This is a genomic window from Actinomycetospora chibensis (assembly GCF_028737215.1).
Classification (GTDB): domain Bacteria; phylum Actinomycetota; class Actinomycetes; order Mycobacteriales; family Pseudonocardiaceae; genus Actinomycetospora; species Actinomycetospora chibensis.
On record NZ_JAQZAM010000011.1, the window covers coordinates 204043 to 230126 of the forward strand.

At 74.7% G+C, this 26084-nt stretch carries 23 protein-coding genes; 12 read left to right on the forward strand and 11 right to left on the reverse strand.

What is annotated here, in order from left to right:
* Nucleotides 1–8 precede the first annotated feature (8 nt).
* The 3 genes from PH189_RS18490 to PH189_RS18500 are packed head-to-tail and all read right to left on the reverse strand — an operon-like array spanning nt 9 to nt 4961.
* Entirely contained in the window at nt 9–2657 is a 2649-nt protein-coding gene (locus tag PH189_RS18490; RefSeq protein ID WP_274190288.1) for a SaeA-related protein, read from the reverse strand.
* Entirely contained in the window at nt 2657–4309 is a 1653-nt protein-coding gene (locus tag PH189_RS18495; protein ID WP_274190289.1) for an Hsp70 family protein, read from the reverse strand. Before PH189_RS18495 ends, PH189_RS18490 begins: the two co-directional genes overlap by 1 nt.
* Nucleotides 4302–4961, reverse strand: a complete 660-nt coding sequence (locus PH189_RS18500) for a hypothetical protein (RefSeq protein ID WP_274190290.1) — start codon at nt 4959–4961, stop codon at nt 4302–4304. The genes PH189_RS18495 and PH189_RS18500 overlap by 8 nt, the downstream gene beginning before the upstream one ends.
* A 169-nt stretch (nt 4962–5130) precedes the next feature.
* Between PH189_RS18500 and PH189_RS18505 the strand changes: the two genes are divergently transcribed.
* Genes PH189_RS18505 through PH189_RS18515 form a run of 3 tightly spaced genes read left to right on the forward strand, consistent with a single transcriptional unit; the run spans nt 5131 to nt 7254 of the window.
* Nucleotides 5131–5583: a low molecular weight protein-tyrosine-phosphatase gene (locus PH189_RS18505; RefSeq protein WP_274190291.1), complete on the forward strand. Its 453-nt coding sequence runs from the start codon at nt 5131–5133 to the stop codon at nt 5581–5583.
* Complete coding sequence (locus tag PH189_RS18510; protein ID WP_274190292.1) at nt 5580–6398, forward strand: fructosamine kinase family protein; 819 nt, start codon at nt 5580–5582, stop codon at nt 6396–6398. The genes PH189_RS18505 and PH189_RS18510 overlap by 4 nt, the downstream gene beginning before the upstream one ends.
* A gap of 10 nt (nt 6399–6408) precedes the next feature.
* Nucleotides 6409–7254 carry an SURF1 family cytochrome oxidase biogenesis protein gene (locus tag PH189_RS18515; RefSeq protein ID WP_274190293.1) on the forward strand — a complete coding sequence of 282 codons (846 nt, stop codon included), beginning with the start codon at nt 6409–6411 and terminating at the stop codon, nt 7252–7254.
* A gap of 27 nt (nt 7255–7281) precedes the next feature.
* On the opposite strand, the gene PH189_RS18520 is transcribed toward PH189_RS18515, so the two are convergent.
* Entirely contained in the window at nt 7282–8244 is a 963-nt protein-coding gene (locus PH189_RS18520; protein ID WP_274190335.1) for a cobalamin biosynthesis protein, read from the reverse strand.
* A gap of 55 nt (nt 8245–8299) precedes the next feature.
* Here PH189_RS18520 and tenA point away from each other — a divergent pair, with 55 nt between their 5' ends.
* On the forward strand, nt 8300–8962 hold the full coding sequence (tenA, locus tag PH189_RS18525) for a thiaminase II (RefSeq protein ID WP_274190294.1): 663 nt from the start codon (nt 8300–8302) through the stop codon (nt 8960–8962).
* On the opposite strand, the gene PH189_RS18530 is transcribed toward tenA, so the two are convergent.
* Both PH189_RS18530 and PH189_RS18535 read right to left on the reverse strand, forming a co-directional pair.
* Nucleotides 8959–9261, reverse strand: coding sequence for a hypothetical protein (locus PH189_RS18530; protein WP_274190295.1), 303 nt, complete (start codon nt 9259–9261; stop codon nt 8959–8961). The genes tenA and PH189_RS18530 overlap by 4 nt on opposite strands.
* Nucleotides 9262–9281: 20 nt before the next feature.
* Nucleotides 9282–9656, reverse strand: coding sequence for a hypothetical protein (locus tag PH189_RS18535; protein WP_274190296.1), 375 nt, complete (start codon nt 9654–9656; stop codon nt 9282–9284).
* Between the two features lie 125 nt (nt 9657–9781).
* Here PH189_RS18535 and PH189_RS18540 point away from each other — a divergent pair, with 125 nt between their 5' ends.
* From PH189_RS18540 to PH189_RS18555, 4 genes are all read left to right on the forward strand, one after another.
* Nucleotides 9782–10021, forward strand: coding sequence for a hypothetical protein (locus tag PH189_RS18540; RefSeq protein ID WP_274190297.1), 240 nt, complete (start codon nt 9782–9784; stop codon nt 10019–10021).
* 70 nt (nt 10022–10091) lie between these two features.
* On the forward strand, nt 10092–10646 hold the full coding sequence (locus PH189_RS18545) for a GNAT family N-acetyltransferase (RefSeq protein ID WP_274190298.1): 555 nt from the start codon (nt 10092–10094) through the stop codon (nt 10644–10646).
* Between the two features lie 664 nt (nt 10647–11310).
* A complete protein-coding gene (locus tag PH189_RS18550) occupies nt 11311–12732 on the forward strand; it encodes an MFS transporter (RefSeq protein WP_274190299.1) in 1422 nt (473 codons plus the stop codon).
* Nucleotides 12733–12791: 59 nt separating this feature from the next.
* Nucleotides 12792–14210: a glucose-6-phosphate dehydrogenase gene (locus tag PH189_RS18555; RefSeq protein WP_274190300.1), complete on the forward strand. Its 1419-nt coding sequence runs from the start codon at nt 12792–12794 to the stop codon at nt 14208–14210.
* Nucleotide 14211: 1 nt separating this feature from the next.
* On the opposite strand, the gene PH189_RS18560 is transcribed toward PH189_RS18555, so the two are convergent.
* Nucleotides 14212–14985, reverse strand: coding sequence for a bestrophin-like domain (locus PH189_RS18560; RefSeq protein WP_274190301.1), 774 nt, complete (start codon nt 14983–14985; stop codon nt 14212–14214).
* Nucleotides 14986–15080: 95 nt separating this feature from the next.
* Nucleotides 15081–17456 carry a xanthine dehydrogenase family protein molybdopterin-binding subunit gene (locus tag PH189_RS18565; protein ID WP_274190302.1) on the reverse strand — a complete coding sequence of 792 codons (2376 nt, stop codon included), beginning with the start codon at nt 17454–17456 and terminating at the stop codon, nt 15081–15083.
* A gap of 330 nt (nt 17457–17786) precedes the next feature.
* Here PH189_RS18565 and PH189_RS18570 point away from each other — a divergent pair, with 330 nt between their 5' ends.
* Nucleotides 17787–18722, forward strand: coding sequence for an SCO6745 family protein (locus PH189_RS18570; protein WP_274190303.1), 936 nt, complete (start codon nt 17787–17789; stop codon nt 18720–18722).
* Between the two features lies 1 nt (nt 18723).
* Here PH189_RS18570 and PH189_RS18575 read toward each other — a convergent pair whose 3' ends face one another.
* Together PH189_RS18575 and PH189_RS18580 are read right to left on the reverse strand one after the other, a co-directional pair.
* Nucleotides 18724–20778 carry an NAD(+) synthase gene (locus tag PH189_RS18575; protein WP_274190304.1) on the reverse strand — a complete coding sequence of 685 codons (2055 nt, stop codon included), beginning with the start codon at nt 20776–20778 and terminating at the stop codon, nt 18724–18726.
* 70 nt (nt 20779–20848) lie between these two features.
* Nucleotides 20849–21148: a PspC domain-containing protein gene (locus PH189_RS18580; RefSeq protein WP_274190305.1), complete on the reverse strand. Its 300-nt coding sequence runs from the start codon at nt 21146–21148 to the stop codon at nt 20849–20851.
* A gap of 254 nt (nt 21149–21402) precedes the next feature.
* Here PH189_RS18580 and PH189_RS18585 point away from each other — a divergent pair, with 254 nt between their 5' ends.
* From PH189_RS18585 to PH189_RS18595, 3 genes are all read left to right on the forward strand, one after another.
* On the forward strand, nt 21403–21852 hold the full coding sequence (locus tag PH189_RS18585) for a DUF6220 domain-containing protein (RefSeq protein WP_274190306.1): 450 nt from the start codon (nt 21403–21405) through the stop codon (nt 21850–21852).
* Nucleotides 21853–21947: 95 nt separating this feature from the next.
* Nucleotides 21948–23402 (forward strand): multicopper oxidase family protein, encoded by a 1455-nt coding sequence (locus tag PH189_RS18590; protein ID WP_274190307.1) that lies wholly within the window; start codon nt 21948–21950, stop codon nt 23400–23402.
* A 75-nt stretch (nt 23403–23477) separates the two neighbouring features.
* A complete protein-coding gene (locus tag PH189_RS18595) occupies nt 23478–23819 on the forward strand; it encodes a hypothetical protein (protein WP_274190308.1) in 342 nt (113 codons plus the stop codon).
* A gap of 530 nt (nt 23820–24349) precedes the next feature.
* On the opposite strand, the gene PH189_RS18600 is transcribed toward PH189_RS18595, so the two are convergent.
* On the reverse strand, nt 24350–25870 hold the full coding sequence (locus tag PH189_RS18600; RefSeq protein ID WP_274190309.1) for a serine/threonine-protein kinase: 1521 nt from the start codon (nt 25868–25870) through the stop codon (nt 24350–24352).
* Nucleotides 25871–26084: the final 214 nt, after the last annotated feature.

Genomic DNA, 26084 nt, shown 5'->3' on the forward strand with positions numbered 1-26084 from the left:
CACCTCCCTCACGACACCTTGAGCGCCGAGACGGGCGGGTCGACGAGGGCGACCTCGTCCCCGCAGGAGAAGCACCGCAGCCAGTACGGGCGCCGCATCCGGGGCAGCGGCGCGGAGAAGACCGTCGGCTGCGCCGAGGAGAGCTCCACGCGGTGGCGCACGAGCTCCACCCCGGCGCCCGGCGTCAGCGGCATGACGCGGCCCTCGCTGGCCACGAGGACGACGTCGACGCTCCCGCTGCCCTGGCCCGGCGGCACCGAGACGACGCACTCGCGGGTGCCGCGCAGCCGCGAGCCCTGCTGAGCGACGGTGTAGCGCACGGGCCGGGCCGGCGCCTCGACCCGCACGACGACCGGCGCCGACACACTCCGGTCGGGGCCGGCGCCGACGACGGCGCGCACCTCGACGGCGCCGGTCACGCCGGCGGGCAGGTGGAACCCGCCGGTGTCGCGGTAGCGCGCCCGCGTCGTCCGGTCGCCGCCCCCGGGCCAGCCGATCTCCGCGACGGCGACCCCGGTGGGCCAGACCCAGGACAGCACGACGTCCTCGCCGCGGCGCTGGGCGCGCAGCTGCGTCGGCGCGGGGACGAGGTCGTGGCCGGCGTCCCGGCCGCGCACCCGGCCGGCGGGCGCCCGCGTGAACGCGGCGACGTGCACCCGGCCCGGCGGCACGTCCGCGAGCAGGCTGTCCCAGCCGTCCCGGGTGCGGGGCACCCCGGGGACCTCGGCACCCCAGGCCTCCACCACGCGCCCGGTGAGCAGGGCGCCGACCTCCCCGGGGGGCGGGGTGCGGGCCACGCGGATCTCGACGTCGGCCCCGCGCGGGGTCCGCCAGCTCACCCGCAGCCGGACCTCGGTGCCGTCCTGCTCGGGTGCGACCTCGAGGGCGGTGACCGGCGCCGAGTCCGCGCGGACACCCCCGTGCCCGGCCTGCGGCTCGGCGACGAGCTCGCGACCCTGCCCGGCGTAGACCGCGGCGATCTCGTAGTGGTACTCGACGCCCTCGACCGCCGTGGTGTCGGTGAAGCCGCGGACGGTCGCGGTCATCTCGGCGTGATCGGCGCCCGCGAGCCGTCGCACCCGGACGGCCACCGCATCCGGGTGTGCCCGCCACCGCCCGACGACCGCCCCCGGCTCGCCGACGATCTCGACGTCGGCGACGGGCGGGACCACCGTGACGCTCGCGGCGACCGCCGAGGACCGCGCCGCGCCGACGGCCCGGCCGGCGAGCACCGCGTAGTGCACCGGGCGGCCCACCGGCGGCGCCGGGTCGGTGGTGAAGCGGGCCCCGGCGACGTCGGCGACGACCGTCCCGTCGTCGGCGTCGCGGGGGGCGCGGTCGGTGCGCCGCACGACCCGGTACACGGCGTCGTCGGCATGGCTCGGCGGCGCGGTCCAGGAGATGCGCACACCGGCCCCGTCGGGGACGACCTCCACGCCCGTGACCGGGGCGAGCGGGACGTGGGCGAGCTCCTCGGCCAGGTCCTCCCGGTCGGCGGCGACCGCCAGCGCCGCGCGGAGCTTCTGCTCGGCGAGGTCCGGACGGCCGTCGCGCAGCGCCGTGGACGCCTCGCCGCGCAGCGCCTCGACCTCGCGGGTCCGCGCCTGCAACAGGCGGCGCGCCTCGACCGTCGCCTCGTCGTCCAGCACGGCGAGCAGGCGTGCTGCGGCGACGGGACGGCCCTCCGCGAGCAGCGTCCGCAGCTCGGTGAGCGGGTCGGTGGGCGCGACGGCGGTGCTCTCGGCGAGCAGGTGCACCACGATCCGGCGGGCCTCGCGGGGCGCGAGCCGCCCGGCCTCCAGGCGCCGGACGAGTCCCGAGGGCACGGCCCCGGCCGCCCGCTGCGCGCGTGCCGGCTCCAGGAGCAGCACGAGGGACAGGGTGCGAAGGTCGACGCCCTGCGCGGCGGCGGAGCGCAGGCGTCCGAGGACGTGCTTGGTCGGTCCGCTCGTCGCGGTGTCGCGGCCGCGGGAGACGGACTCGATCCGGGCCTCGACGGTGGCGAGGTCCAGACCACCCGGCGCCGCGGGCGTGGCGGAGAAGGCGTCGAGCAGCGTGAACGCGCCGGCCTCGGGGTGGAGCAGCGCCGGGACGGACGGCGCGTCGGCGGCGGCGAGCCCGTCGGTCAGCGTCCGGACCGCGTCGCGGGACACCCCGCTCTCGCCGCCCACCCCGGGCAGCTCCCGCGCCGCCACCACCTCGAGGCCCGCGGCGGCCGCGGCCTGCTCGGCCTGGTCGGCCTCCAGGTCGGGGTGGGCCCCCGCGGCCGCGGCGAGCTGCTCGCGGGTGAGCAGGCCGAGGTCGCCGTAGAAGCCCGACAGCTCGGCGGCGAGCTGGTCGGTGGCCCGGCGGCGCGCCCGGTCGCCGTCGCGGCGGCGCCGGCGCCAGAAGGCCGGGTCGGCGAGCTGGTCGCCGTGCTCGGCGCGCAGGCGCTCGTCGGCCCGCAGGAACGCCTGGCAGACCTGCCCGACGTGGCTCGCGCTGCGGGCTTTGTTCGTCCAGTAGGCGCGGACCTCCCGCAGCCGCTTCTCGATCTCCGGCCCGGTCATCCGGGCGTCGACGGCGTAGCGGGTGGGCAGGTCGTCGGGCAGCTGGGCGGTCCGTCCGCGCAGGGGCCGGACCACCTCCTCCTCGTAGCGCTTCTGGTCGAGGGCCATCAGCCCGTGACCATCAGTCCGTGGACCGCCCGGGCCGCGCGCTCGACCTCCTCGGGGCTCAGCGCGCCGATGGTTACCGCGATGTCGAGGCTCCGCCCCGAGGAGCGGTGCGTGGCGCGCAGCCGCAGCAGGCCCTGCTCGTCGATGCCGAGCACGATGTCCACCGGCGCCCCGGCGGGACCGGGCGGGATGCCCTCGATCCGGCCCGCGCCGTCGGAGACCGCGACGTTGTCCTCCATCTCCTCGCTGGCCACCGTCCCGGCCTGCTCGTAGAGGGCGATCTCCACGCTGCGCTGGCCGTCGACGAGCGTGAACGCCTCGAGGGTCCGGTCGCCGGTGGGCAGCGGGTCGTTGGCGGCGACGAGGTGGTGCACGTAGACGCGGTCGTCGGGGCGCGGACCGTCGACCAGCTGCACCCCGAAGGCCTTCGAGAGCACGTTGCGGGTGGACTTCGCGGACAGGCGGCCCAGGTCGGCCTCGCTCATGCCCGTCGCGGCGGCGATGGCCGAGAGCGCCTCGCGGGCCCGCGCGTCGCCGGCCTCCGGGGTGGGCGCGGCGTCGCGGGCCCGCGCGGTCTCCTGCACCACCCGCCGCGACAGCGCCCAGATCGCCGCCCCCTTGGCCACGGCGAGGTCGGGCTCGAAGAGCCGGGGCGTCCAGCCGAACTCCGCGGCCAGCCGCTCCGCGACGGCGGGCATGCGCGTGGAGCCGCCGACGAGCAGCACCTCGTCGATCGTCGTGCCCGGGCTCTTGTCCTCGAGGGTGTCGAGGGTGCGGCGCAGGATCGCGACGGTGGTGTCGAGCAGGTCCGCGGTCATCGCCTCGAACTCCGCGCGGCTGACGTCGAAGCGGGCGGCGGCGCCCCCGAGCTTGAGGTTGACCGGCCGCGACTCGTGCTTCGAGAGCTGCTTCTTCACCGACTCGGCGAGCAGCGCCACCTCCTGCACGAGGTCCTCGCTCTCGCGCGGGTCCTCGTCGGGCGCGGCCTCCTCGACGAAGCGGGTCATGAGGTGCTCGGCGAGCCGGGCGTCCCAGTCCGCGCCGCCGAGGTCCTTGTCGCCGTCGGTGCACACCACGTCGACGGCGTTGTCGTCGATGCGGATCACCGACGTGTCGAAGGTGCCGCCGCCGAGGTCGTAGACCAGCACCGTGCGCCCGACCGCGCCCTGGCTGGTCTCGTAGTGCACCGCCGCCGCCACCGGCTCGGGCACGATCCCGAGGACCTCGAGGCCCGCGATCTCGCCGGCCTTGCGCGTCGCGTCCCGCTCCCGCATCCCGAAGTAGGCGGGCACGGTGATGACGACGTCGCGCACCTCGTCGTCGACCTCGGCCCCGGCCGCGAGGTGCTTGAGGATCAGCGCCGAGAGCGACTCCGGCGTGTGCTCCTGGCCGTGGAAGGAGTAGACCGCAGACGTCCCCATCTGGCGCTTCACGAGGCTGACGACGTGATCAGGCTCGATCTTGGCGATCGCCTTGGCCTGCGTGCCCACCACGACGTTCGTCGGGCTCTCCAGGTAGACGACCGACGGCGTCGTCTCCTCCCCCTCCCCGTTGCGGGCCACCGCCGCCCGCCCGGTCTCGTCGACGAAGCCGACCGCCGAGTACGTCGTGCCCAGGTCGATCCCGTAGACCCTGCGTCCGCGCTCACGCATGGTGCGCTGCCTCCTGGTCCTGGGTGTCCCCGTCCTGCGTGTTCCGGACGGGCTCGTGGCGGCCGACGACCACCCCGGCCGGGGCGAGGACGCGGCCCGAGTCGCGCTCGAGCCACCCCTCGGAGAGCACGGCGACGACCCGGCCGTGCGACTCGGGGCCGGTGGCGACGGGCCGGCGCACGCGGTGGGCGGCCGCGTCGAAGACGTCGCCGACGGCGACCGTCACGGGCTCGCAGCCGCAGCCCTCGAGCACGGAGGCGATGCTGTCGGCGTAGTAGGCGAGGGTGTCGCGGTGTCGGCTCGGGGACGCGTCGCCGGCCGGGTCCGCGGCGGCGTCGTCCAGCAGCTCGGCGCGGAGCTTCGCCAGCCCGACGACGAGGGGCCGCAGGTGCCGTCCGCGGCGTTCGTCGCGCAGCGCGTCGAGCTCGGCCCGCTGGTGGGCGATGACCTCCTCGCGCGCGTGCGCCCGCTCCTGCTCGGCGCCCAGACGGCGGTCGAGGTCGTCGAGCCGGGCGAGCACCCGGTGCAGCACGTCAGGATCCGGCACCGTCTCCGGTCCCGGGGCAGGCGCCGGCTCGTCCTGTACCGGCTCGTCCTGTACCGGCTCGTCCTGTACCGGCTCGTCCTGGAGCGGGCGTCCGTCGTCCCCCACGTCGATCCCCCTCGACCGTGCAGGCGCCCCCGCCCGCGGGCGCTCAATCTATGACGCGCCGTAGCACGTTCGGGGAAGATCGCCCGTTCGGCCCAGCAAGTGCGAACGCACAGCGTTACCGCGGAGCCCCGTGCGCCTCGCCCGGGGTCGGCGCCGGGATCATGGCGTCGTGCATGTCGTCTTCGTCTGTTCGGGCAACATCTGCCGCTCCCCCGTCGCGGAGAAGGTCTTCCGCGCGCGCCTCGCCGACGCGGGACTCACCGACGCGATCGAGGTCTCGAGCGCCGGGATCGGCGCGTGGCACGCCGGCGAGCCGATGGACCGGCGCGCGGCGGCGACGCTGGAGGGCCGCGGGTACGACACCGCGCACCGGGCGCAGCAGGTCGACCGCCGTCAGCTCGACGCCGACCTGCTCGTCGCCGCGACCGACGACCACGTGCGCGACCTCGTCGCCGCCGGCGCCCCGCCCGAGCGCGTGGTGCTGCTGCGCTCGTTCGACCCCGACGCGCCCGAGGGCGCCGAGGTGCCCGACCCCTACTACGGGGGCCCCGACGGCTTCGACGAGGTGATCGGGATGGTCGAGGCCGCGATGCGCGGGCTGGTCGACCGGGTACGCCCGTGACGTCGGTGGAGTCGCTGCTGGCCGGGAGCGGTCGCGGCGTGCAGACGGCCACGCTGGACGACGGCACCGAGGTGGTGGTCAAGAGCGGCGAGCCGTCGTCGATCGCCGCCGAGGCCGCCGGGCTGCGCTGGCTCGCCGAGCCGGGCGCCGTGGCCGTGCCCGAGGTGCTGGGGACCGGCGAGGGGCGGATGGTCACGACGCGCGTGCCCTCGGGGCGGGCCGACGCCGGCGCCGCCGAGCGCTTCGGCCGCGAGCTGGCAGCGCTGCACGGCGCGGGGGCACCCGCCTTCGGGTCGCGGCCGCCCGGCGGTCCGGTGCACGCGTGGATCGGCGAGGCGCGGATGGTCAACGAGACCGGCGACGACTGGCCGTCCTGGTACGCCGAGCACCGCGTCCTGCCCTACGCCCGGCAGGCCCGCGACCAGGGCACCTTCTCCGCCGACGACGTCGCCCTCGTCGAGCGGGCGTGCGCGTCGTTCCCCGACGTCGCCGCCCCGGCCGAGGCCCCGGCGCGGCTGCACGGCGACCTGTGGACCGGGAACGTGCTGTGGGACGGCGACCGCGCGTGGGTGATCGACCCCGCGGCCCACGGCGGGCACCACGAGACCGACCTCGCGATGCTGGCGCTCTTCGGTGCCCCGCAGCTGGAGACGGTGCTCGCCGCCTACGACGAGGCGGCCCCGCTCGCGGACGGCTGGCGCGACCGCGTCGGCCTCCACCAGCTCTTCCCGCTGCTCGTGCACACCGTGCTCTTCGGCGGCGGCTACGGCGCCCGGGCGCTCGCGATCTGTGAGCACCTCGCGCGGTCCACGTAACCTGACTGTCGTGCGGTTCCTGCTCCGACCCGGATGGATCGCGCTGACCCTCGTCGTGGCGGCGTTCGCCTTCGCCTGCGCCTACCTGCTCGCGCCCTGGCAGTTCCACCGCAGCGACGAGCGCGATGGCGTCAACGCCGCGCTCACGCGGGCCGTGGCGACGGCGCCGGTGCCGCGGACCGACCTCGTCGCCCCCGGCACGGAGCCCACCGACGACGTCGCCTGGCGCCGGGTCACGCTCACCGGCACCTACCGGCCCGAGGGTGAGGTCCTCGTCCGGCTGCGCAGCATCGAGGGCAAGCCGGCGGTCGAGGTCATGACCCCGCTGACCACGACGACCGGCGAGACCGTGCTCGTCGACCGCGGCTACGTCCGCTCCGAGGAGCAGGGCGGCCTGGCCGCGATCCCGCCCGCCCCGGCCGGCGCGGTGTCCCTCACCGGGTACCTGCGCCGCGACGAGGCCCCCTCGGACCGGCCGGCGGTCGTCGCGGACGGGCTCCGGCAGGTCTACTCCGCGAACGCCGGGGCGATCGCGGCCGTCGGCGGTGTGCCGACGAGCCCCGGCTACGTCCAGCTCAACGACGGTCCCGGCGTGCTCACCGCGGTCCCGCTGCCCCAGCCAGACCCCAACCCCTCGTACTCCTACGCCTGGCAGTGGCTGATCTTCGGGCTGATGGCGATCGGCGCGTGGATCTACTTCGCGCGCCTCGAGTACCTCCGCGCCCACGGTCTCGAGCCCCACGCCCGGCGGGACGGCGACGACCAGGATCCCCGCGACGCCGCCGACGGCACCCCGTGGGACGCCCGCGCGACGAGCACGGAGGAGAAGCTCGCCGACCGCTACGGGCGGCGCTGAGCACGTGAGGTGGGAGCTTTCCTGACCCTAGCGGCGTGCTGTGTTGAATTTGTCGGCGTGGCCCCAGGCTGACACGAGCACCACGGCCAGAGCCGCCGTCGCGGCGCTGACGAGGCGGGACAGGCGCACCGCCCGGGGCAGGTCCGCGACGGCGGGGGCGCGGCCGTGCCCGAGCACCGGGCGGTCCTGGACGCCGTAGGGGTAGACGGTGCGCCCGCCCAGTCGCAGCCCCAGCGCGCCCGCGAAGGTCGCCTCGACCGGGCCGGCGTTCGGGCTCGGGTGCGCGGGAGCGTCGCGGCGCCAGGCACGGACGGCGTCACCGGGACGGCCGCCGACCAGCGGTGCGCAGGCCGCCGTGACCAGCGCCGACACCCGCGCAGGTACCACCCCGGCGACGTCGTCGGCGCGCGCCGAGGCCCACCCGAAGCGCGCGTGGCGGGCCGAGCGGTGCCCGACCATGGCGTCGAGCGTGTTGACCGCGCGGTGCCCGAGCAGGCCCGGCACGCCGGCGAGCGCGCCCCACACCAGCGGCGCGACGACGGCGTCGGCGGTGTTCTCCGCGACCGACTCCAGCGCCGCGCGGGCGAGGCCATCGGCGTCGAGGGCCGACGGGTCCCGGCCGCAGAGGTGGGGCAGGCGCTCCCGGCCGGCCGCGACGTCACCGGCCGCCAGGGAGGCCGCCATCGCCGAGCCCTCGGCCGCCAGCGACGTGCCGCCGAGCACCGCCCACGTCGCCGCGGCGGTCACGAGGGCGTGGGCGAGAGGCCGGCCCGCCGTCGCCCGCTCGAGCAGCAGCCCGCCGGCCACGACCCCGCCGACGAGCACGCCGGCGTAGGCGACGCCGGGCCCGCGGCCATCCGCCCACCACTGCCGCTCGAGCCGGCTCGCGAGGGACCCGAACACCGCGACCGGGTGGCCCCGGCGCGGATCGCCGAGCACCGCGTCGGCCAGCACCCCGAGCGCGAGCCCGGTGGCTCTCGGCGTCACCAGCACCCCTCGATGATCTCACCCGCGATCTCACCCGCGCCCGTGACAGGCTGGCCGCGTGGCCTTCAGCGACGAGCTCTGGAACGCGGGCGCCGGGGTGTACGCGGAGGTCCGCGCGCACCCCTTCCTCACCGGCCTGGCGGACGGGACCCTGCCGCACGCGGCGTTCGGTCACTTCATCGTGCAGGACGCGCACTACCTGCGCGGGTACGCCCGAGCCCTCGCGCTGCTCGCGGCGCGCGCCCCGTCCGCGGACGACACGGTGATGTTCAGCGCGCACGCCGCCGGGGCGATCGCCGCCGAGCAGGAGATGCACGCCGAGCTCGCCGGGGCGCTGGGACTCACCGCGGACCAGGCGGCCGCCGAGCCGGTGGCACCCACGACCACCGCCTACACGAGCTACCTGCTCGCGACCTGCCACGGTGGCTCGTTCGCCGAGGGCCTGGGAGCGGTACTGCCGTGCTACTGGGTCTACGCGAAGGTCGGCGAGGCGCTGCTCGGGGCCGGCTCCCCCGACCCGCTCTACGCCCGCTGGATCGCGATGTACGGGGGCGAGGAGTTCCAGGCCGTCGTCGACGCCGTGCTGGCGCTGACCGACCGCATCGGGCCGACGCTCGCCGACACCGAGCGCGTCCGCGTCCGGGAGCACTTCGTGACGACCTGCCGGTACGAGTGGATGTTCTGGGACGCGGCCTGGCGGCAGGAGACCTGGCCGGTCTAGCCGTCCTGACCCGCGGCGGGCCGCCGCAGCACGAACCGGGTCTCGACGACGTGGTGCGCGCTCGCGGCGGCGCCCCCGGGGACGCTCGGCACCAGCGCGTTCTGCGGACCGGCGAGGGCCACGAGCTCCCAGCCCCGGCGCCCGAGGAGGTTGAGCTGCTCGGCGTACACCCGGGCCCAGGCCACGCGGTAGGGGCGGAACTCCTCGAGGATCAGCTCGCCCGCCGGGCCGATCGCGTAGATCTGCCACTCGGCCTCGGCGTCCTGCGCCCCGGAGAGGCCGACCGCCGAGATCTCCAACGTCGCGTACTCCCAGGCGGTCAGGACGCCCGCCGTCCCGGCCGGCGGCGGGCCGCCTGCGACGGGTCGAGCGCGACGGCGCGGGCGGCCTCGGTGGCCCGGGCCGTGGCTCGTTCGGCGCGCGCCGAACGGGCGCGGCGCAGCGCGGAGGTGCGGCCCGGGGACGTCCCGGTGCGGCCGCGCTCGGCGGGCGAGGTGCCGAGGGTCGTCACCGTGCGCCCCGACGGGGACGGGGTGGTGTCCCCGGTGAGCACGAAGCCCGCGATCTTGACCAGGACGCCGGCGACGATGAGCGCGGGCCCGACCACGAGGGCGCCGGGCATGCCGGTCGCGAGCACGATGATCCCTGCCCCGAGCAGGACCAGACCGCCGAGCAGGAGGAGAGCAGACCGCACGCAACCACGCTACGTGGTCGAATCCGCCGGAGCAGTACACCGATCGGTGCAATCGCGTGGGCGAGGCGCAGATGACCATTGCGCGGCGGGGTCGTAGGGTGCATCGAACGCGCCAGGGAGGGCACATGAGGGAGTTCGCGGTCCGGTACGTCAACGGCCCCCTGCAGGGGGTCGGGGAGATCACGCAGCCGGACGAGGCCGGAGACCAGCCGCCGCTGGTCCAGCGCATCCCGCTCCCGAGCTCCGAGCACGGGGTGCGGCGCACGATCTCCGACGTCGTCGGCAACCAGCAGCACGCGATCTACGAGCGGACCGGGCACAACGACGCCGGCGAGTGGGAGTTCACGCTCGTCCGCGTCGAGTAGGCCGGCTCCCACCGGGCCGGCAGCGGATCGGCTCGGGACAGGAGGGGGCGGGAAGGTCCAGAATCGGCCCGTGGCCGTCGACCGCTCCTCCCCCAGCACCGCCACCTCGATGTCGCTGCGCCCGGCCGAGGCCGGAGACGCCGAGCGGGTCGGTGCGATCTTCGCGGGGTACGTCCTGCACTCGATCGCGACGTTCGTCGAGACCCCGCCGTCCGACGAGATGTGGCGCGACCGCATCGCCGAGGCCCGGTCCGCGGGGCTGCCGTTCCTCGTCGCCGAGGTCGACGGCGCCGTCGAGGGCTTCGCCCACGTCACCCGGTTCCGACCGCACGCGGCCTACCGCTACACGGTCGAGGACTCGATCTACATCGCTCCGGAGGCGTCCGGGCGGGGCGTGGGCTCCCGTCTGCTGGCGGCGGTGCTGGACGGGATGCGGGGCACCGAGGTGCGGCAGGTGGTCGCGGTGATCGCCGCGATCGCCGGGTCGCAGCACGACACCCCGTCGATCGTGCTGCACCGCCGGCTGGGGTTCGTCGAGGTCGGCCGCCTGCCGTCGGTGGGCTACAAGAACGGCCAGTGGGCCGACACCGTGCTCATGCAGGTCGACCTGCGCCCCGACGGCTGAGAGGCCCGACGACTGAGAGGCCCCGGCGACGCGAACGGGCCGCCCCGCGCGATGCGGGACGGCCCGTCGAGCGTGATCGACGTACCGATACGGACGCCCGAGTGTCCGCGACGGCACTTCGCTGACACTCGGGCGACGCGAGCTCAGGCCTCCGCGGCCACGGGGCGACGGCCCCAGTTCCGCCGGGCGTGCCGGGCGAGGGCCGAAGCCACCCCGACGCCCGCTCCCGCACTCACGATCATGCCGATGAACACTGCCGCCATGACGGCTCCTCCTCACCACGTGCACGCGTCCTGGCCGGTGACCGGATCCGGATGATCCGAGCGGTCCGCGGACGCTTGCGAAACGTCGGGCGCTATCTGCACCCGATCAGTAGGACGCGTCGGGCCCGGGGTGTGTTCCGTGGCGACGGCGAGGCGGCGGATGACCTCACTCACAGCGACGGCACCGTTTCACCGTGTGGGGGCGACCCCTATTCAGTAGTGTCCGATGCGCAGGCGAAGTAAACGGACGTTAACGACTTCCGGGTTGTTTCCGTCAAATCGGACAGAATGCGTTCCCTGTCGGGGCAGCCGGGCCGGCGACGGTCCGGTCGGAGGACGCGGGACGGTTCCGGGGGCGCGTCGTCGTGCCGTCGGGAGCCCGCGTCGTGAGGGGAGACCACATGACGACGACCGATTCCGGCGGCGGCGGGGTGGCCGATACGCCCGAGAACATCACCGTCACCGACGACGCCACCATGAAGCGCGCCGTCGGCGCGGCGGCGGTCGGCAACATCACGGAGTGGTTCGACTTCGGGGTCTACGCCTACCTGGCGACGACGATCGAGGAGAACTTCTTCCCGCCCGACAACCCCACGCTCGCGCAGGTCGGGGTGTTCGCCGGATTCGCGGTGTCGTTCCTCGTCCGGCCGCTCGGCGGGCTGTTCTTCGGGCCGCTCGGTGACCGGATCGGCCGCACCAAGGTCCTGTCGATCACGGTCATCATGATGGCGGTCGGGACGTTCCTGCTCGGTTTCATCCCACCGTACGAGTCCATCGGGATCTGGGCGCCGATCCTGCTCGTGCTCTGTCGCGTCGTGCAGGGCTTCTCCACCGGCGGCGAGTACGCCGGCGCGATGACGTTCATCGCCGAGTACTCCCCGGACAAACGACGCGGGTTCTTCGGCAGCTTCCTCGAGTGCGGGACGTTCATCGGCTACGCGCTCGGCGCGACCGTCGCGACGGTCATCCCGCTGGTCTCCTCGCCCGAGTTCGCGTCCACCTGGGCCTGGCGCATCCCGTTCTTCATCGCCCTGCCGCTGGGCGTCGTCGGGGTCTACCTGCGCGTGAAGCTCGAGGAGACCCCGTCGTTCCAGACGCTGCTCTCGGAGTCCGAGGAACGCGAGGGCCAGCAGGCCGGTGCGGGGCTCAAGGAGCTGTTCGGCACCTACTGGCCCGCGATGCTCGCCGCGGGCGGACTCGTGGTGGCGTGGAACATCCCGAACTACATGCTCACCAGCTACATGCCGACGTACCTCGAGGACAACGTCGAGGTGGTCGGGGGCACCGCGATCGACAGCACGACGTCGCAGTGGCTCCAGATCGCGGTGCTCTGGGTGGCCGTGCTCGTCATCCCGTTCCTGGGACGGCTCTCCGACCGCGTCGGGCGGAAGCCGATCCTGTGGGTGGGGTCCATCGGGACGGTCGTGCTCGCCTTCCCGATGATCCTGGTGCTCAAGAGTGGCTCGGTGCCGCTGGTCGGCATCGGCCTCGCCGTGATGGGCCTGCTGCTGATCCTCTTCTCGGCGACCTGCCCGTCGACGCTGCCCGCGCTGTTCCCGACCGAGATCCGGTACGGCGGGCTGGCGATCTCGTTCAACATCTTCGTGTCGGCCTTCGCCGGGACGACCTCGCTGATCATGACGGCCGTCGTGCTCGGGACGGGCTGGGCCTACTGGCCCGCGGTGTACCTGGTCTTCGCCGGGGTGGTCGGCGGCGTCGTGCTGCTGTCGCTGCGGGAGACCGCCGGGAAGCCGCTGCCGGGCTCGCACCCGGCCGTGTCGACCGAACAGGAGGCACGCGAGCTGGTCGCGTCGCAGCAGTGACACCGCCGGACGGTGGTGGCCGGGGTGTCGGGCGCGACGATCACGGGCACGATGGCCCCGTGTCCGCACCCGACTCCCCCGGCCCCACCGTCTTCGTGCTCTTCGGTGCCACCGGGGATCTGGCCAAGCGCCTGGTCCTGCCGTCGTTCTTCCGCCTGGTGCAGGAGAAGCTCCTGCCCGACGAGTGGCGCCTGATCGGCAGCGGGCGCCGCGAGAAGACCGACGACGAGTTCCGCGACGACGTCCGGACGGCGCTCGAGCAGTTCGGCGGCCTGCCGCCCGAGGACGGCCCGTGGGACGAGTTCTGCGCGGGGCTGCGCTTCGCCGGCGGCGGCTTCACCGCCGACGACCCGGGCGAGCTGCTCGACCGCATCGCGGAGGCGCGGGGCGAGATCGGGCAGGACGCCCAGCTCGTGCACTACCTCGGCCTGCCGCCGACCACGTTCGGCGACTACACGCGCGCCCTCGGGGCGCACGGGCTCGCCGAGGGCGCCCGCGTGGTCTACGAGAAGCCCTTCGGCACGTCGCTGGAGAGCTTCCGGGAGCTCGACCGGGTCGTGCACGAGGTGCTCGACGAGTCGCAGGTGTTCCGGATCGACCACTTCCTCGGCAAGGAGGCCACCCAGGAGCTGCGGGCCCTGCGCTTCGCCAACGGCCTGTTCGGCAGCTCCTGGGACCGTCACCACGTCGCGGCCGTGGAGATCGACGTGCCGGAGACGCTCGACGTCGCCGACCGCGCCGAGTTCTACGACGCCACCGGCGCAGTGCTCGACATGCTCGTCACCCACCTGTTCCAGGTGGCGGCCGAGGTCGCCATGGAGCCGCCCGCGTCGTTCCGGGCCGACGACGTCGCCGCCGCCCGCGACGAGGCCGTGCGCCGGTTCCGCCCGCTGCAGCGCGACGAGGTGGTCCGCGGGCAGTTCGAGGGCTACCGCGACCTCGACCACGTCGCCGACGACTCGACCACCGAGACCTTCGTCGCCGCCCGTCTCTGGATCGACAGCGACCGCTGGCGCGGGGTGCCGTTCCTCCTGCGCACCGGCAAGCGGATGGCCGAGAGCCACCAGAAGGTCAACCTGGTCTTCCGGGATCCCCACGACGGCCCCGTGGACCCCGACGACCTGCCGACGCGGGGCAACGTGCTGTGCTTCGACCTCGCCGGCGACGGCGCGCTCGCGCTGTCGATGAACGTCAAGACGCCCGGCGCCTCGATCGAGCTGGGCACGACCTGGACCCAGATCCCGCTCGACGGCCTCTCCGGCGGCGACCCCCTGCCGCCCTACGTGCGCCTGATCCACGACGTGCTGGCCGGCGACCGAGCGCTGTTCACCCGCCCCGACGGCCTCGAGGACGTCTGGATCGCGGCCGCGGAGGTGCTCGACGACCACCGGCAGCCCGAGAGCTACGCCCCGGGCTCCTGGGGGCCCGAGTCGGCGCTGCGCCTCGCCGACCCCGTCGGCTGGGTGCAGCCGGGCTGACTCACGGAGCGGGGCGCACCTGCAGCAGGAGATCGGGGTCGATCGCGAAGTAGCCCGCGAAGGGTGCCGCCTGCGCGCAGAGCAGCGTGAGGGCCAGGGCCATCGCCGTGCCGAGCAGGGCGAGGGACACCGCGGCGCGGCGCACCCGGTCGGCGTGGACACAGGCGGTCGCCGCGAGCGTCGTGACCGCGACCAGGAACAGGGCGGTCAACCGCAACGGGTCGATGGCCGACCCGCTGAGCACGAGACGGGTCCGGCGGGCCTCGAGGGCCGCGTCGACGGCGTCGACGAGCCGGCCCTCGGCCACGCGCTCGCCCTCGGCCCGCACCGGCAGGGACAGCACGACGTCCTGCACCTGCACGAGCCCGGCGGGCGCGACGCTGATCGTGGCCCGTCCATCGGCCATCTGCGGCCACTCGACGGCGACGTACTGCTCGATCTGGTCGCGCAGCAGGGCGCGGACCTCGGGCTGCTGGGCGGGGAACGTGCCCATGAGCAGGTCGATGTCGCGCAGGGCGCTCGCCTCCTGGCTCACGGCCGCCGCGGCGTCGTCACGGTCGGACCACACGTCGGCGACGAGGAACCCGACCAGGAGCCCGAAGATGAGGCCCATCGGGGCCAGCAGCCCGGGGCTCAGCGGGCCGACCACGTCGCCGTGACCCCACCGCCGCACCAGGACCAGCACGGCGATGACGACCGCGGCAGCCAGGTAGACCGCCAGGAAGACCGCCGCCGTGAGCAGCGGCAACGGGGCGTGCCCCAGCCACGCGATCATCCCCGCCCCTCCCCGCCCGCCCGCCCCGACCGAGGCAGGAGGTTACGTGAGCGATCCTCGGGCCCATAGGCCCGAAGATCGCTCACGGAGGGACGTCAGTGCTGGGAGCCCGGCTCGCCGGCGTACTCGGGTCCGGCGGGCGAGCGGTCGGCCGGGTCGCCGGCGGACGCGCCCGCGATCGCACGCCACACCGCCTCCGGGGTCAGCGGCATGTCGATGTGCCGCACCCCGAGGTGGGACAGCGCGTCGATCACGGCGTTGTGCACCGCGGGCGTCGAGCCGATCGTGCCCGACTCCCCGATCCCCTTCGCGCCGATCGGGTTGAGGTGGGTCGGGGTCTCGGTGTTCGACGTCTCGAACGACGGGAGGTCCGCCGCCGACGGGATGGTGTACGAGGCGAGGTTGCCGCTGGTCGGGTTGCCGTCCTCGTCGAACGTCACCCGCTCGTAGAGGGCCTGCGAGATGCCCTGGGCGATGCCGCCGTGCTGCTGCCCGGCGACGAGCATCGGGTTGAGGATGCGGCCCGCGTCGTCGACGGCGACGTGGCGGCGCTGGTGGACCATGCCGGTGTCGAGGTCGACGTCCACGACGGCGATGTGGGAGCCGAACGGGAAGCTCGACTGGCCCTGCTTGAAGTCGAGCTCCTGGCGCATCGGGGCGGCGGAGCCGTCCTCGGTGCCCGAGCCGTCCTCCGACGCCGTCGCCACCTGCGCCCAGGTGATCTCGCGGTCGGCGATGCCCTTCACGCCGAAGCCGCCGTCGGTCTGCTCGATGTCCTCCACCCCGGCCTCGAGCAGGTGCGCGGCGATCTCCTTGGCCCGCGACACCAGCTGCTCGGACGCGTTGTGGATGGCGCTGCCGCCGGTCTGCAGGGAGCGCGACCCCAGCGTGCCGGCGCCGCTGCGCACCAGCGCGGTGTCGGACTGGACCACCTTGACCTTCTCCATCGGCACGCCGAGGACGCCCGCCGCGAGCTGGGCGTAGGCGGTCTCGTGACCCTGTCCGTGCGCGCTCGTCCCGGCCATGACCGTGAACGTGCCGTCGGGGTGCGCCTGGGCCGAGCCGTATTCGCCGTCGAGCCCCAGCGGGGCGGTGACCTCGACGTACGAGGCGACACCGATGCCCATGGCGGTCCGGCTGCCCTCGGCGCGGCGGCGCTCCTGCTCGGCGCGCAGCCCGTCGTAGTCCGCCGCGACCTTGACCGCGTCGAGCGCCTTCTCGTGCTCGGCGTTGTCGTACTCGGCGCCGGTGAGGCTCGTCATCGGGAACTTGTCGGGCTGCAGGAAGTTCTTCCGGCGCATCTCGAGCGGGTCCATGCCGATCTCGTCGGCGGCCATGTCGATGATGCGCTCGAGGAGCTGGGTCGCCTCGGGACGCCCGGCGCCGCGGTAGGCGCCGGTGGTCGTGGTGTTGGTGACCACGGTCTTCCAGGCGAAGTCGATGGCCGGGATGTCGTAGACGCCCTGGGCCATCAGCTGGGTCAGGCTCGGCAGGATCGTCCCGACCGCCGGGTACATGCCGCCGTCGCCGACGACCGAGGCGCGCAGCCCGACGATGCGTCCGTCGTTCTTGACGCCGAGCTCGACGTGCTGCACCTGGGCGCGCCCGTGCACCATCGAGAGCATGTTCTCCGAGCGCGTCTCGGTCCAACGCACGGGGCGTCCGAGGTCCATCGCGGCCCGGGCGGCGATCGAGTACTCGGGGTAGGCCGTGGCCTTCGGGCCGAAGCCGCCGCCCACGCGCGGGGCGATCACGCGGACCTGCTCGGCCTCGAGGCCCAGGTCGCCGGCGAGCGCGTCGCGGGCTCCGTGCGGGGTCTGGACCGACAGCCACAGGGTGACGCCGCCGTTCGGCTCGCCGGGGACGGCGACGGCCGCGTTCGGCTCCATCGGCACGCCCGCGAGACGCTGGTTGTAGAACTTGCCGGACACGACGATGTCGGCGGTGTCGAAGATGCCCTCGACCTCACCGGTGCCGGCGCCCGCGACGACGTTCGACCCGTGCTCCTCGAAGATCACCGGAGCGCCCTCGGCCATGGCCTCCTCGATGCCGACCACCGCGGGCAGCGGGTCGATGTCGGGGAACACCGACTCGGCGGCGTCGAGCGCCTGGCCGGAGGTCTCGGCGACGACGGCGGCGATGATGTCGCCCACGAACCGCACGCGCCCGCGCGCCAGCGGCGGACGGGACATCGCGTCGGGCACGACGCCGGGCAGGCCGGGCCGGTCGGCGATCTGCAGGTCGCCGTCGACGTAGACCCCGACGACGCCCGGCTTCGTGCGCGCCTCCTCGACGTCCACGGAGTTCAGCGTCCCGTGGGCCATCGGCGAGCGCACGAAGACCACGTGCAGCGAGCCCTCGATCGGCAGGTCCCCGGTGTAGCTCTCGGCCCCGGTGATCAGGCCCTGGTCCTCGGTGCGCTTGACCGAGTGACCGAAGATCGATCCGGACCGACTGGGGGTGATGGTCATCGGTGCTGCTCCTGAGAGTCGAGAGTCATCGTGGTGGTGATCGTGGGCGGTGCTCCCGTGGGCACCGGCCGGGCCAGGCGGTCGTCGCGCCGACGGGGACGATGCCGGCGGTTCCCGGTCAGCATGAGCGTGCGGGGGCGTCCGTGCACGCCGGGCGACCGGGCGCCGTCACCGACCTGCCCCACGCGTCCTCCTCGTCGCTCCTGTGCCGACGGGCACAGAAGATCAGACGCCGTGGGGTCCGTCGAGTCCGGTTTCCGGTGGGCGGACCGGCCTGCCCCTTCCGGCCCGCGTTGGACCGCCGGGAGGCCCCGGGCCACGATCCGCGTCATGGACTTCGCGGAGGCCCGGGCCACGTTCTGCACACCCCGGACGGGGCCGGTCGCCGACCCGGCCGCGGCCGCGACGCCGGCCCGCCGGTTGCGCGACGCCCTCGAGCCGCTGGCCATGGTGACCGTGTGGAGCGAGCCGGCCGCCGACCGGGCCGCGGCGGCGGGCCTCGACTTCCTCGCCGGCTACGTCGGCGGGCGCGCCTCGGCGCTCGGCGACGTCCCCGGCACGCTCGTGGCGTCGACGTTCGCCGTGTTCGAGCCGGACCTGGCGGGCGGCCTCTGGGACCGGGCGCGCGCGTCGTGCTCGGTGGCGCAACTGCAGCAGGGGCGCGAGCGCGCGGGCACCGAGGCCCTGCGCGCCGCGCTCGCCGACGTCGGGGAGTCCGGGGTCGACGAGGTCGACGTGGACGGCGTGGTCGACACCCTGCGCGCCGGGCTCGCCGCGGCCGACCTCATGGGACGCCCGCTCTTCGCGGGCATGTGGGCGCTGCCCTGGCCCGACGAGGCCTACGGCCGGCTCTGGCACGCCACGTCCCTGCTGCGCGAGCACCGCGGCGACTCCCACGTCGCCGCCTGCGTCGCCGCCGGGCTCGACGGCATCGAGGCCAACGTCCTCACCGAGCTGTGGGTGGGGTTCGACCTGCTGGAGTACACGTCCACCCGCGGGTGGTCGCCGGAGGCGATGGACGCCGCGATCGGGCGCCTGCGCACGCGCGGCCTGCTCGACGGGCCGCCCGATCACACGGTGCTCTCCGACGAGGGCCGCCGCCTGCGCGCCGGGATCGAGGACGCCACCGACCTCGCCCAGCAGCCGATCGTCGACCTCATCGGTGACGCCCTCGACCGCACCGTCGACGCGCTGGCGACGTGGTCCGAGGCCGTCGTGACCCGCGGGTGGTTCCCGCCGGACCCCTACAAGCGCGCCGCCGGCTGACTCACGACTCCGGCACGTGCGCCTCGATCTCCTCGAGCCAGATCGTCGCCGAGGAGTCCGACGGCGCGCGCCAGTCCCCGCGCGGCGAGAGCGACCCGCCGGCGACGACCTTCGGCCCGTTGGGCATCGCCGAGCGCTTGAACTGCGCGAAGCCGAAGAAGCGCTGGGCGAACACCTGGAGCCACTGCCGGATCTCGGCGAGGTCGTAGGCCTCCCGGTCGCCGTCGGGGAAGCCAGGCGGCCAGGAGCCGGCGTCGAGGTCGTGCCACGCGTGCCACGCGAGGAACGCGATCCGCGAGGGCCGGAACCCGTAGCGCAGCACCCAGTAGAGGGTGAAGTCCTGCAGGTTGTACGGCCCGATCCTCTGCTCGCTCGACTGGATCTCCTGGTCGGAGTCCGCGGGCACGAGCTCGGGGCTGATCTCGGTGTCGAGCACGTCGGAGAGCACCTCGGCGACGTCGTCGTCGAACTGCTCCGAGCTGATCACCCAGCGGATGAGGTGCTGCACGAGCGTCTTCGGGACGCCGGTGTTGACCGTGTAGTGCGACATCTGGTCGCCGACGCCGTAGGTCGACCACCCGAGCGCGGCCTCGGAGAGGTCGCCGGTGCCGACCACGATGCCGCCGCGCTGGTTGGCGGCGCGGAAGAGGTAGTCGGTGCGCAGCCCGGCCTGGACGTTCTCGAAGGTCACGTCGTAGACCGGCTCGCCGGAGGAGAACGGGTGGCCGAGCTCGCGCAGCATCAACCGGGCGGTCTCGGTGATGTCGATCGTCTCGAACGTGACCCCGAGGGTCTCCGAGAGGCGCTCGGCGTTGGACTTCGTGCGCTCGCCCGTCGCGAAGCCGGGCAGCGTGAAGGCGAGGATGTCCGAGCGGGGGCGGCCGGCGCGGTCCATCGCGCGGGCGGCCACGATCAGGGCGTGGGTGGAGTCGAGCCCGCCCGAGACGCCGATGACGACCTTGGCGTCGCCGATCGCCCGCAGCCGCTGCAGGAGGCCGGCGACCTGGATGTTGTAGGCCTCGTAGCAGTCCTGCTCGAGGCGGGCGGGGTCGGTCGGCACGAACGGGAAGCGCTCGACGTCGCGCCGGAACCCGAGGTCGCCGGTCGGCGGGTCGAGGGTGAACTCCACGGTGCGGAACGTCGTGCCGGCCGTCTGCTCGCGGTGGCGGCGGTTGTCGTCGAACGTGCCCATCCGCAGGCGCTCGGAGCGCAGCAGCCGCAGGTCGACGTCGGCGACGGCGTGGCGCTCGCCGGCCGGGAAGCGCTCGGTCTCGGCGAGCAGGGCGCCGTTCTCGTGGATGCTGGTCTGGCCGTCCCACGAGACCTCGGTGGTCGACTCCCCGTCGCCGGCCGCCGCGTAGACGTAGGCCGCCGAGCAGCGTGCCGAGGCCGACCGGGCCAGGAGCTGGCGGTCGTCCGCGCGCCCGACCGTGATGGGGCTGCCCGAGAGGTTCGCCAGCACCGTCGCGCCGGCCAGCGCCGCCTCGGCGCTGGGCGGGATCGGGACGAACATGTCCTCGCAGACCTCGACGTGCAGCACCAGCCCGTCGACGTCGGTGGCGGCGAAGAGCAGGTCGGAGCCGAACGGCACGTCCTCGCCGAGCAGCCGCGTGGTGCCGCCCTCCCCCGCGCCGGCGGCGAGCTGGCGGGGCTCGTAGAACTCGCGGTAGTTCGGCAGGTAGGTCTTCGGCACCACACCCAGCACCCGCCCGCGGTGGACGACGACCGCGCAGTTGTAGATCCGGTGCCGGTGGCGCAGGGGCGCGCCGACGACCAGCACCGGGGTGAGCTCGGCGGACGCCGCGACGACGTCGCCCAGCGCGTCGACGGCCGCGTCGAGCAGGGTGTCCTGCATCAGCAGGTCCTCGATCGAGTAGCCCGAGAGCGTGAGCTCCGGGAACACCACGAGGCCGACGCCGTCGTCGTGACACTCGCGCGCCACGGCGAGCAGCGAGGTCGCGTTGGCGGCGGGCTCGGCGATCGTCGTGCGGATCGTCGCGGCGGCGACGCGCACGAAGCCCTGGTGGTAGACCGACGTGAAGGGCGGGCTGGGCATGTCCGGGTGTCCTCCTGGCCTTCCTGCGCGACGACGCGGGCGAGCGTAGATCGCCCGCCCGCGCCGGCCCTCAGACCGTGGTCGGGGGCTCGGGGCGTGCCCCGGTCGGCGCCGCCGGAGGTGTCGACGGGACGACCGGGTCCGTCCGGTCCTCCGGGCCCTCCTCGGGCACCAGTGCCCAGGCAGCCAGGTAGGCGATCAGACCGATCAGGTGCCCGAACACGGCCAGGAGTACCGCGACGACGCGGACGAGAGTGACGTCGAGGCCGGTGCGGGCGGCGATCCCGCCGCACACACCGGCGATCCAGCGGTCGCCGACGCTGCGCCGGAAGCCGAGGGTGGACGGGACGGGGGTTCCGGGTGTGCTCATGGCCTCCAGCCTGCTGCCGCGACGCGCGCCCGGCCTCCGGGTCCGTCCCCGGTTCGACCCCGGACCTCGCCCCTGACATCTCGGGGTCGCTCACTCGGACGTCGGAGCACAACACTCCGTCACCTTGAGCCGATTTGCGGCTACTGACTGACCCTTCTGGCCTAGCAAAGATCGTGTGATCTGACTTACAGTGAGCGCCACGCCGGACCGCCACCCGGCAGACCACCACTGTTGCTCGCGGAAAGGGGTCGATCGTGCAGACGACCTATCGGGTGCTCGCCTGGATCCTCGCCCTGGAGGTGGTCGTCCAGGCGGCGGCCATCGCCTGGGCCCTCTTCGGGCTCTCCGCCTGGATCCAGGGCGGCGGCGTGCTCGACCAGGCGTCGATGGAGAGCGACGTCCAGTTCGACGGCGTCGTGGGCTTCATGGTCCACGGGATGAACGGCACGATCATCGTGCCGGCCGTGGCGTTGCTGCTGCTGATCGTCTCGTTCTTCGCGAAGCTGCCCCGGGGCGTCACGTTCGCCGCAGCGCTGTTCGTCATGGTCGTGGCGCAGGTGCTCCTCGGCATCGTCTCCCACTCCGTGCCGGCCCTGGGCATGCTCCACGGCGCCCTGGCGCTGGGCATCCTGGTCACCGCCGTGCTCTCCGCACGCCTCGCGGGCGTCCCGCGCACCACGCGCGAGCCGGTGCCGGCGGCCTGACCCACCGGCTGATCACGGGCCAGGACCCACAGGGACACCCGATGCTGCGGGCGCGGCGCCGGACGTGGCGCACCGGGGTTCCCCGGGGACCCCTCGTGGCCGTCGTCGTCGCGCTCGTGGTGCTGGTGCCGCTCGGGTGGATGTGGGCCGGCAGCCTGATGCCCGCCTCGTACTCCGTGGCGGACATGGGGACGCCGGACTACGGCGGCGGGCCTTCCGGGGACCACGCGATGCACGGCATGGCGGGCATGGCCGGCCCGTCGGTGGACGCCCTGCGCGAGCCGCCGGGACCGGCCGACGTCGACATCACGCTCGTCGCGCGCGGGGGCCGGGTGACGCTGCCGTCGGGTCGGGTGATCGAGGGCTTCACGCTCAACGGCACGACGCCCGGCCCGGAGATCCGCGCGGTGCAGGGGCAGATGGTGCAGGTCCGCCTGGTCAACGAGAACGTGGCCGAGGGCGTCACCCTGCACTGGCACGGCTACGACGTGCCCGCAGGTGACGACGGCGTCGCCGGCGTGACCCAGGACGCGGTGCCGATCGGCGGCTCGTTCGTCTACCGGTTCCGTGCCGATCAGGCCGGGACGTACTGGTACCACTCGCACCAGGCGGCGGACCCGCAGGTCCGGGGCGGCCTCTTCGGCGCCCTCGTGGTGACGCCCACCGAGGGGCCGGCTGACATCGGGGGTCCGGGCGACACCGGCGACGTCACCGCGGTGACCCACGTCTACCAGGGACGCCGCACGGTCAACGGCCTCGAGGGCGACGTCCCGGCCGCGGGCGCCCCGGGCACGCGGGTGCGCGTCCGCCTCGTGAACACCGACAATGGCCCGGTCCAGGCGTGGGTCGGCGGCGCGCCCTACCGGCTCGTGGCGATCGACGGCCACGACGTCAACGCCCCGACGCCCACCACCGACGCGCTGTCGGTCACGGCCGGGGCGCGCGCCGACCTCGAGGTCGACCTGCCCGCCGACGGCGCCGGCGTGCGGGTCGAGATCGGCGGGGCGTCGGCCGTGACCTTCGGCCGGCCGCTGCCCGTCACCCCGCGCCCGGCCCGCGACCTGGACCCGATGCATTACGGCGCCCCCGCCGCCCTGGCCTTCAACCCGGATACCGCGACCCGCCACTTCGACTACGTCATCGGCCGGCGCCCGGGGTTCGTCGACGGGACGCCGGGCCTGTTCTGGACCGTCAACGGCCGGATGTGGCCCGACGTGCCGATGTACGTGGTGCGCACCGGTGACGTCGTCCGGATGCACATCGACAACCCCAGCGGCGAGCTGCACCCCATGCACCTGCACGGGCACCACGCCGTCGTGCTCGCCCGCGACGGCGTGCCGGCCACCGGGAGCCCGTGGTGGGTCGACAGCCTCGACGCGCAGGACGGCCACACCTACGACATCGCGTTCGTGGCCGACAACCCCGGACTCTGGATGGACCACTGCCACAACCTGACGCATCCGGCCGAGGGCCTCATGGCACACCTCATGTACGAGGGGGTGACGACGCCGTATCGCGTCGGTGGTGACAGCCACAACGACCCGGAGTGAACCACCCGTCCCACGCGGGGATACTGGTCGGTAACCACGCGGTCCCCCGAGGGGACCTCCGGAGGTGACCGACCGATGACCGCTCCCCCTGCCGAGACCGGCACCGCAACGCCTCGGATGGCGCCCTGGACGGCCTCCTGGGTGCCGGAGTACGCCACCCGGTGCGCCGAGGCCGTCGTCCACGCCCTGGACCTGCTCGACGGAGACGACGTCGAGACCGTGCCCGACCCGGCGGGGCACGGGTTCACGCTGACCGTGCTCGCCGACCCGCCGCCGCCCGTGCGCGCGCTGCGCTGGACGCCGGACACCGGCTGGTCGGTCACCGGCGACGCCGCCTCGCGGCGGGCACCGCGCTGGTCGCCCCTGCCGGTCGCGGCCGACGCCGATCCCCTGGAGCTCTGCGAGGCGCTGGCCTGAGGGCCGCACCGGGAGCGGGGGTCACCCGCCTCGAACGGGGCCGGGGCGCGTGTGCCGGTGCGGGCCCCTCGTCCGCACCGGCCGCCCCGGAGTCGGAACGTACCGGGCGGTCCCCTCGTCGGAAAGGCCGTGATCGCGAACCCGACCGCGCGGCGGCGTACGCACAATGACGTACAGCGTCACCCGCACGGGGGGCTCTAACCTCGCTGGTCGACGCCCGTCATCGACGGGCACGGGGGAGGCACGATGCCACGCCGGGGCCACGATCACCTGATCCACGAACCACGCATCCGCCGGGTTGCGCGCAGGCCGGAGACGCCGAGCACGCCCGCGCCGCGCCGCGAGGAGCCGACTCCGAGGGTGCCGGCGCCCCGCAGCCCCCGCGACGAGGACCGCGCGACCGCCTAGGCGCGCCGTCCCGATCGGCGCAGCAGGCCGTCTTCGTCCGGCCGAGCCGGACCGGGCGCTGTGCGTGCTGGGGGCGTGCCCTGTGCGTGCCCTCTGCGTGGTCGGACCGAGGGCGACGTCGGTCAGCGGTGGTGACCGCGCGCCCGACCGCGGGAACGGTCGTTGCCCCGGTCGTCGTCGCTGTCGTCCGCGCGCGCCTGGGCCCGCCAGCGGTCGAACCAGCGGTCCCACGCCTCGGCGGCCCGGGCCTCGGCGTCGCGGGAGCGCCGCGTGGTCGTCGTCCTCGCGTCCGAGGAGGAGGCCACGTCCTCGACCGCCGAGGAACGGGACGACGACGTGGTCGTCGTGGTGGGCGCGGAGTCGGCGGGGATCACCGGCGGCGCCGCGATCGGCACGGGGGCGGCCAGGGGCGCGGGGTCGACCTCGGGAGCCGCGATCGGCAACGGGTCCGACGTGTTCGTCGCCGCCGCCACGAGCCCCGCCGCGCCCAGCATCCCGACCAGCCCGGCGCCGACGGCGGCGACCTTCCGGGAGGAACGGAAGCGCGTGGCGCCCGCTCCGTCGTCGACGGACGTGGCCGCGCGCGTCCGTGCCCGGGAGGCGGCGAGAACGGCGGAGACGGCCGCCGGGACGGCGATGGGCCCGGTGTGCGACTCGTCGGCGTCCGGCTGGGGATCGGAGCTCCGGGCGTCGCTCGGGAGCCGGATCGCGGGCACCGACCCGGGGGACGCCGACGGCCCGGCGAGCGCCGTGATCGCCGGTACCGGGCCGGACGCCGACGTACCGGCCAGGGCGGCGAGCATCCGCGCCGCCTCGGCGGCACTCGGCCGCCGCGTCGGATCGTGGTCGAGCAGGCTGCGCAGCACGGGCGTGAGGTCGCCGGCGCGGCGGGCGGGCTGGACGTGCCCGGTGGCGACCCGGGAGAGCACCTCGAGGGCATTGCCCCCGTCGCCGGCCGGCGGAGTGCCCTCGAGCGCGGCGTAGAGCGTCGCGCCGAGGGAGAAGACGTCGGCGGCCGCGGTGGCGATGCCGCCACGGGCCAGCTCGGGCGCCATGTAGTGCGGCGTGCCGGCGACGAGCTGGTCGGAGGTGCCCGGGTCGGTGTCGACCACGGCGATGCCGAAGTCGGTGACCGTCACGACGTCGTCGAGGCCGATCATGATGTTCGCGGGCTTCACGTCGCGGTGGACGATCCCGCGGGCGTGCATGGCGCACAGGCCGTCGGCGACCTGCGCGCCGATGGCGGCGACCCGCGCCGGCGACAGGAGACCCTCGCGGTCGAGGAGATCGGCCAGCGACGGCGCGGCCACGTACTCCATGACCAGGCAGACCTCGCCGTCCAGCTCGGTCATGTCGAAGATGGCGGCCAGACGGGGGTGGTGCAGCCGCGCGGCCACCCGCCCCTCGCGGTGGGCCCGGTCGCGGACCCGCCGGGCACGGGACTCGTCGACCGCATGGCCCCCGTGGAGCCGCTTGATCGCGACGTCGCGGTCCAACAGCTCGTCGTGGGCCCGCCACACGGATCCCGAGCCGCCCCGCCCCACGGGCGCGAGCAGCAGGTAGCGGCCGGCGACCCGGCGTCCGGGCTCGATCGTGGCCCGGGCGTCCCAGATGGCGCTCGGCACCGAGGTCGGCGTCGACATGCCCCTCCCTTCTGCTCCGTGACCGCGTATCGCGGGCCGTGACCATTCCGTTACCGAGCGATCCGGGATCCGGGCCTAGCGTCACCCGTTCGTGTGCGGCGGCATCCTCGCCGACCTCCGTGGCGGGACGCCGACCGCCCCACCCGGCACCCCCACACGGCACCCCCACCCGGCACTGCCGTCTGCCCCGGTTCGCGCCCTGTGACCTGGGCCA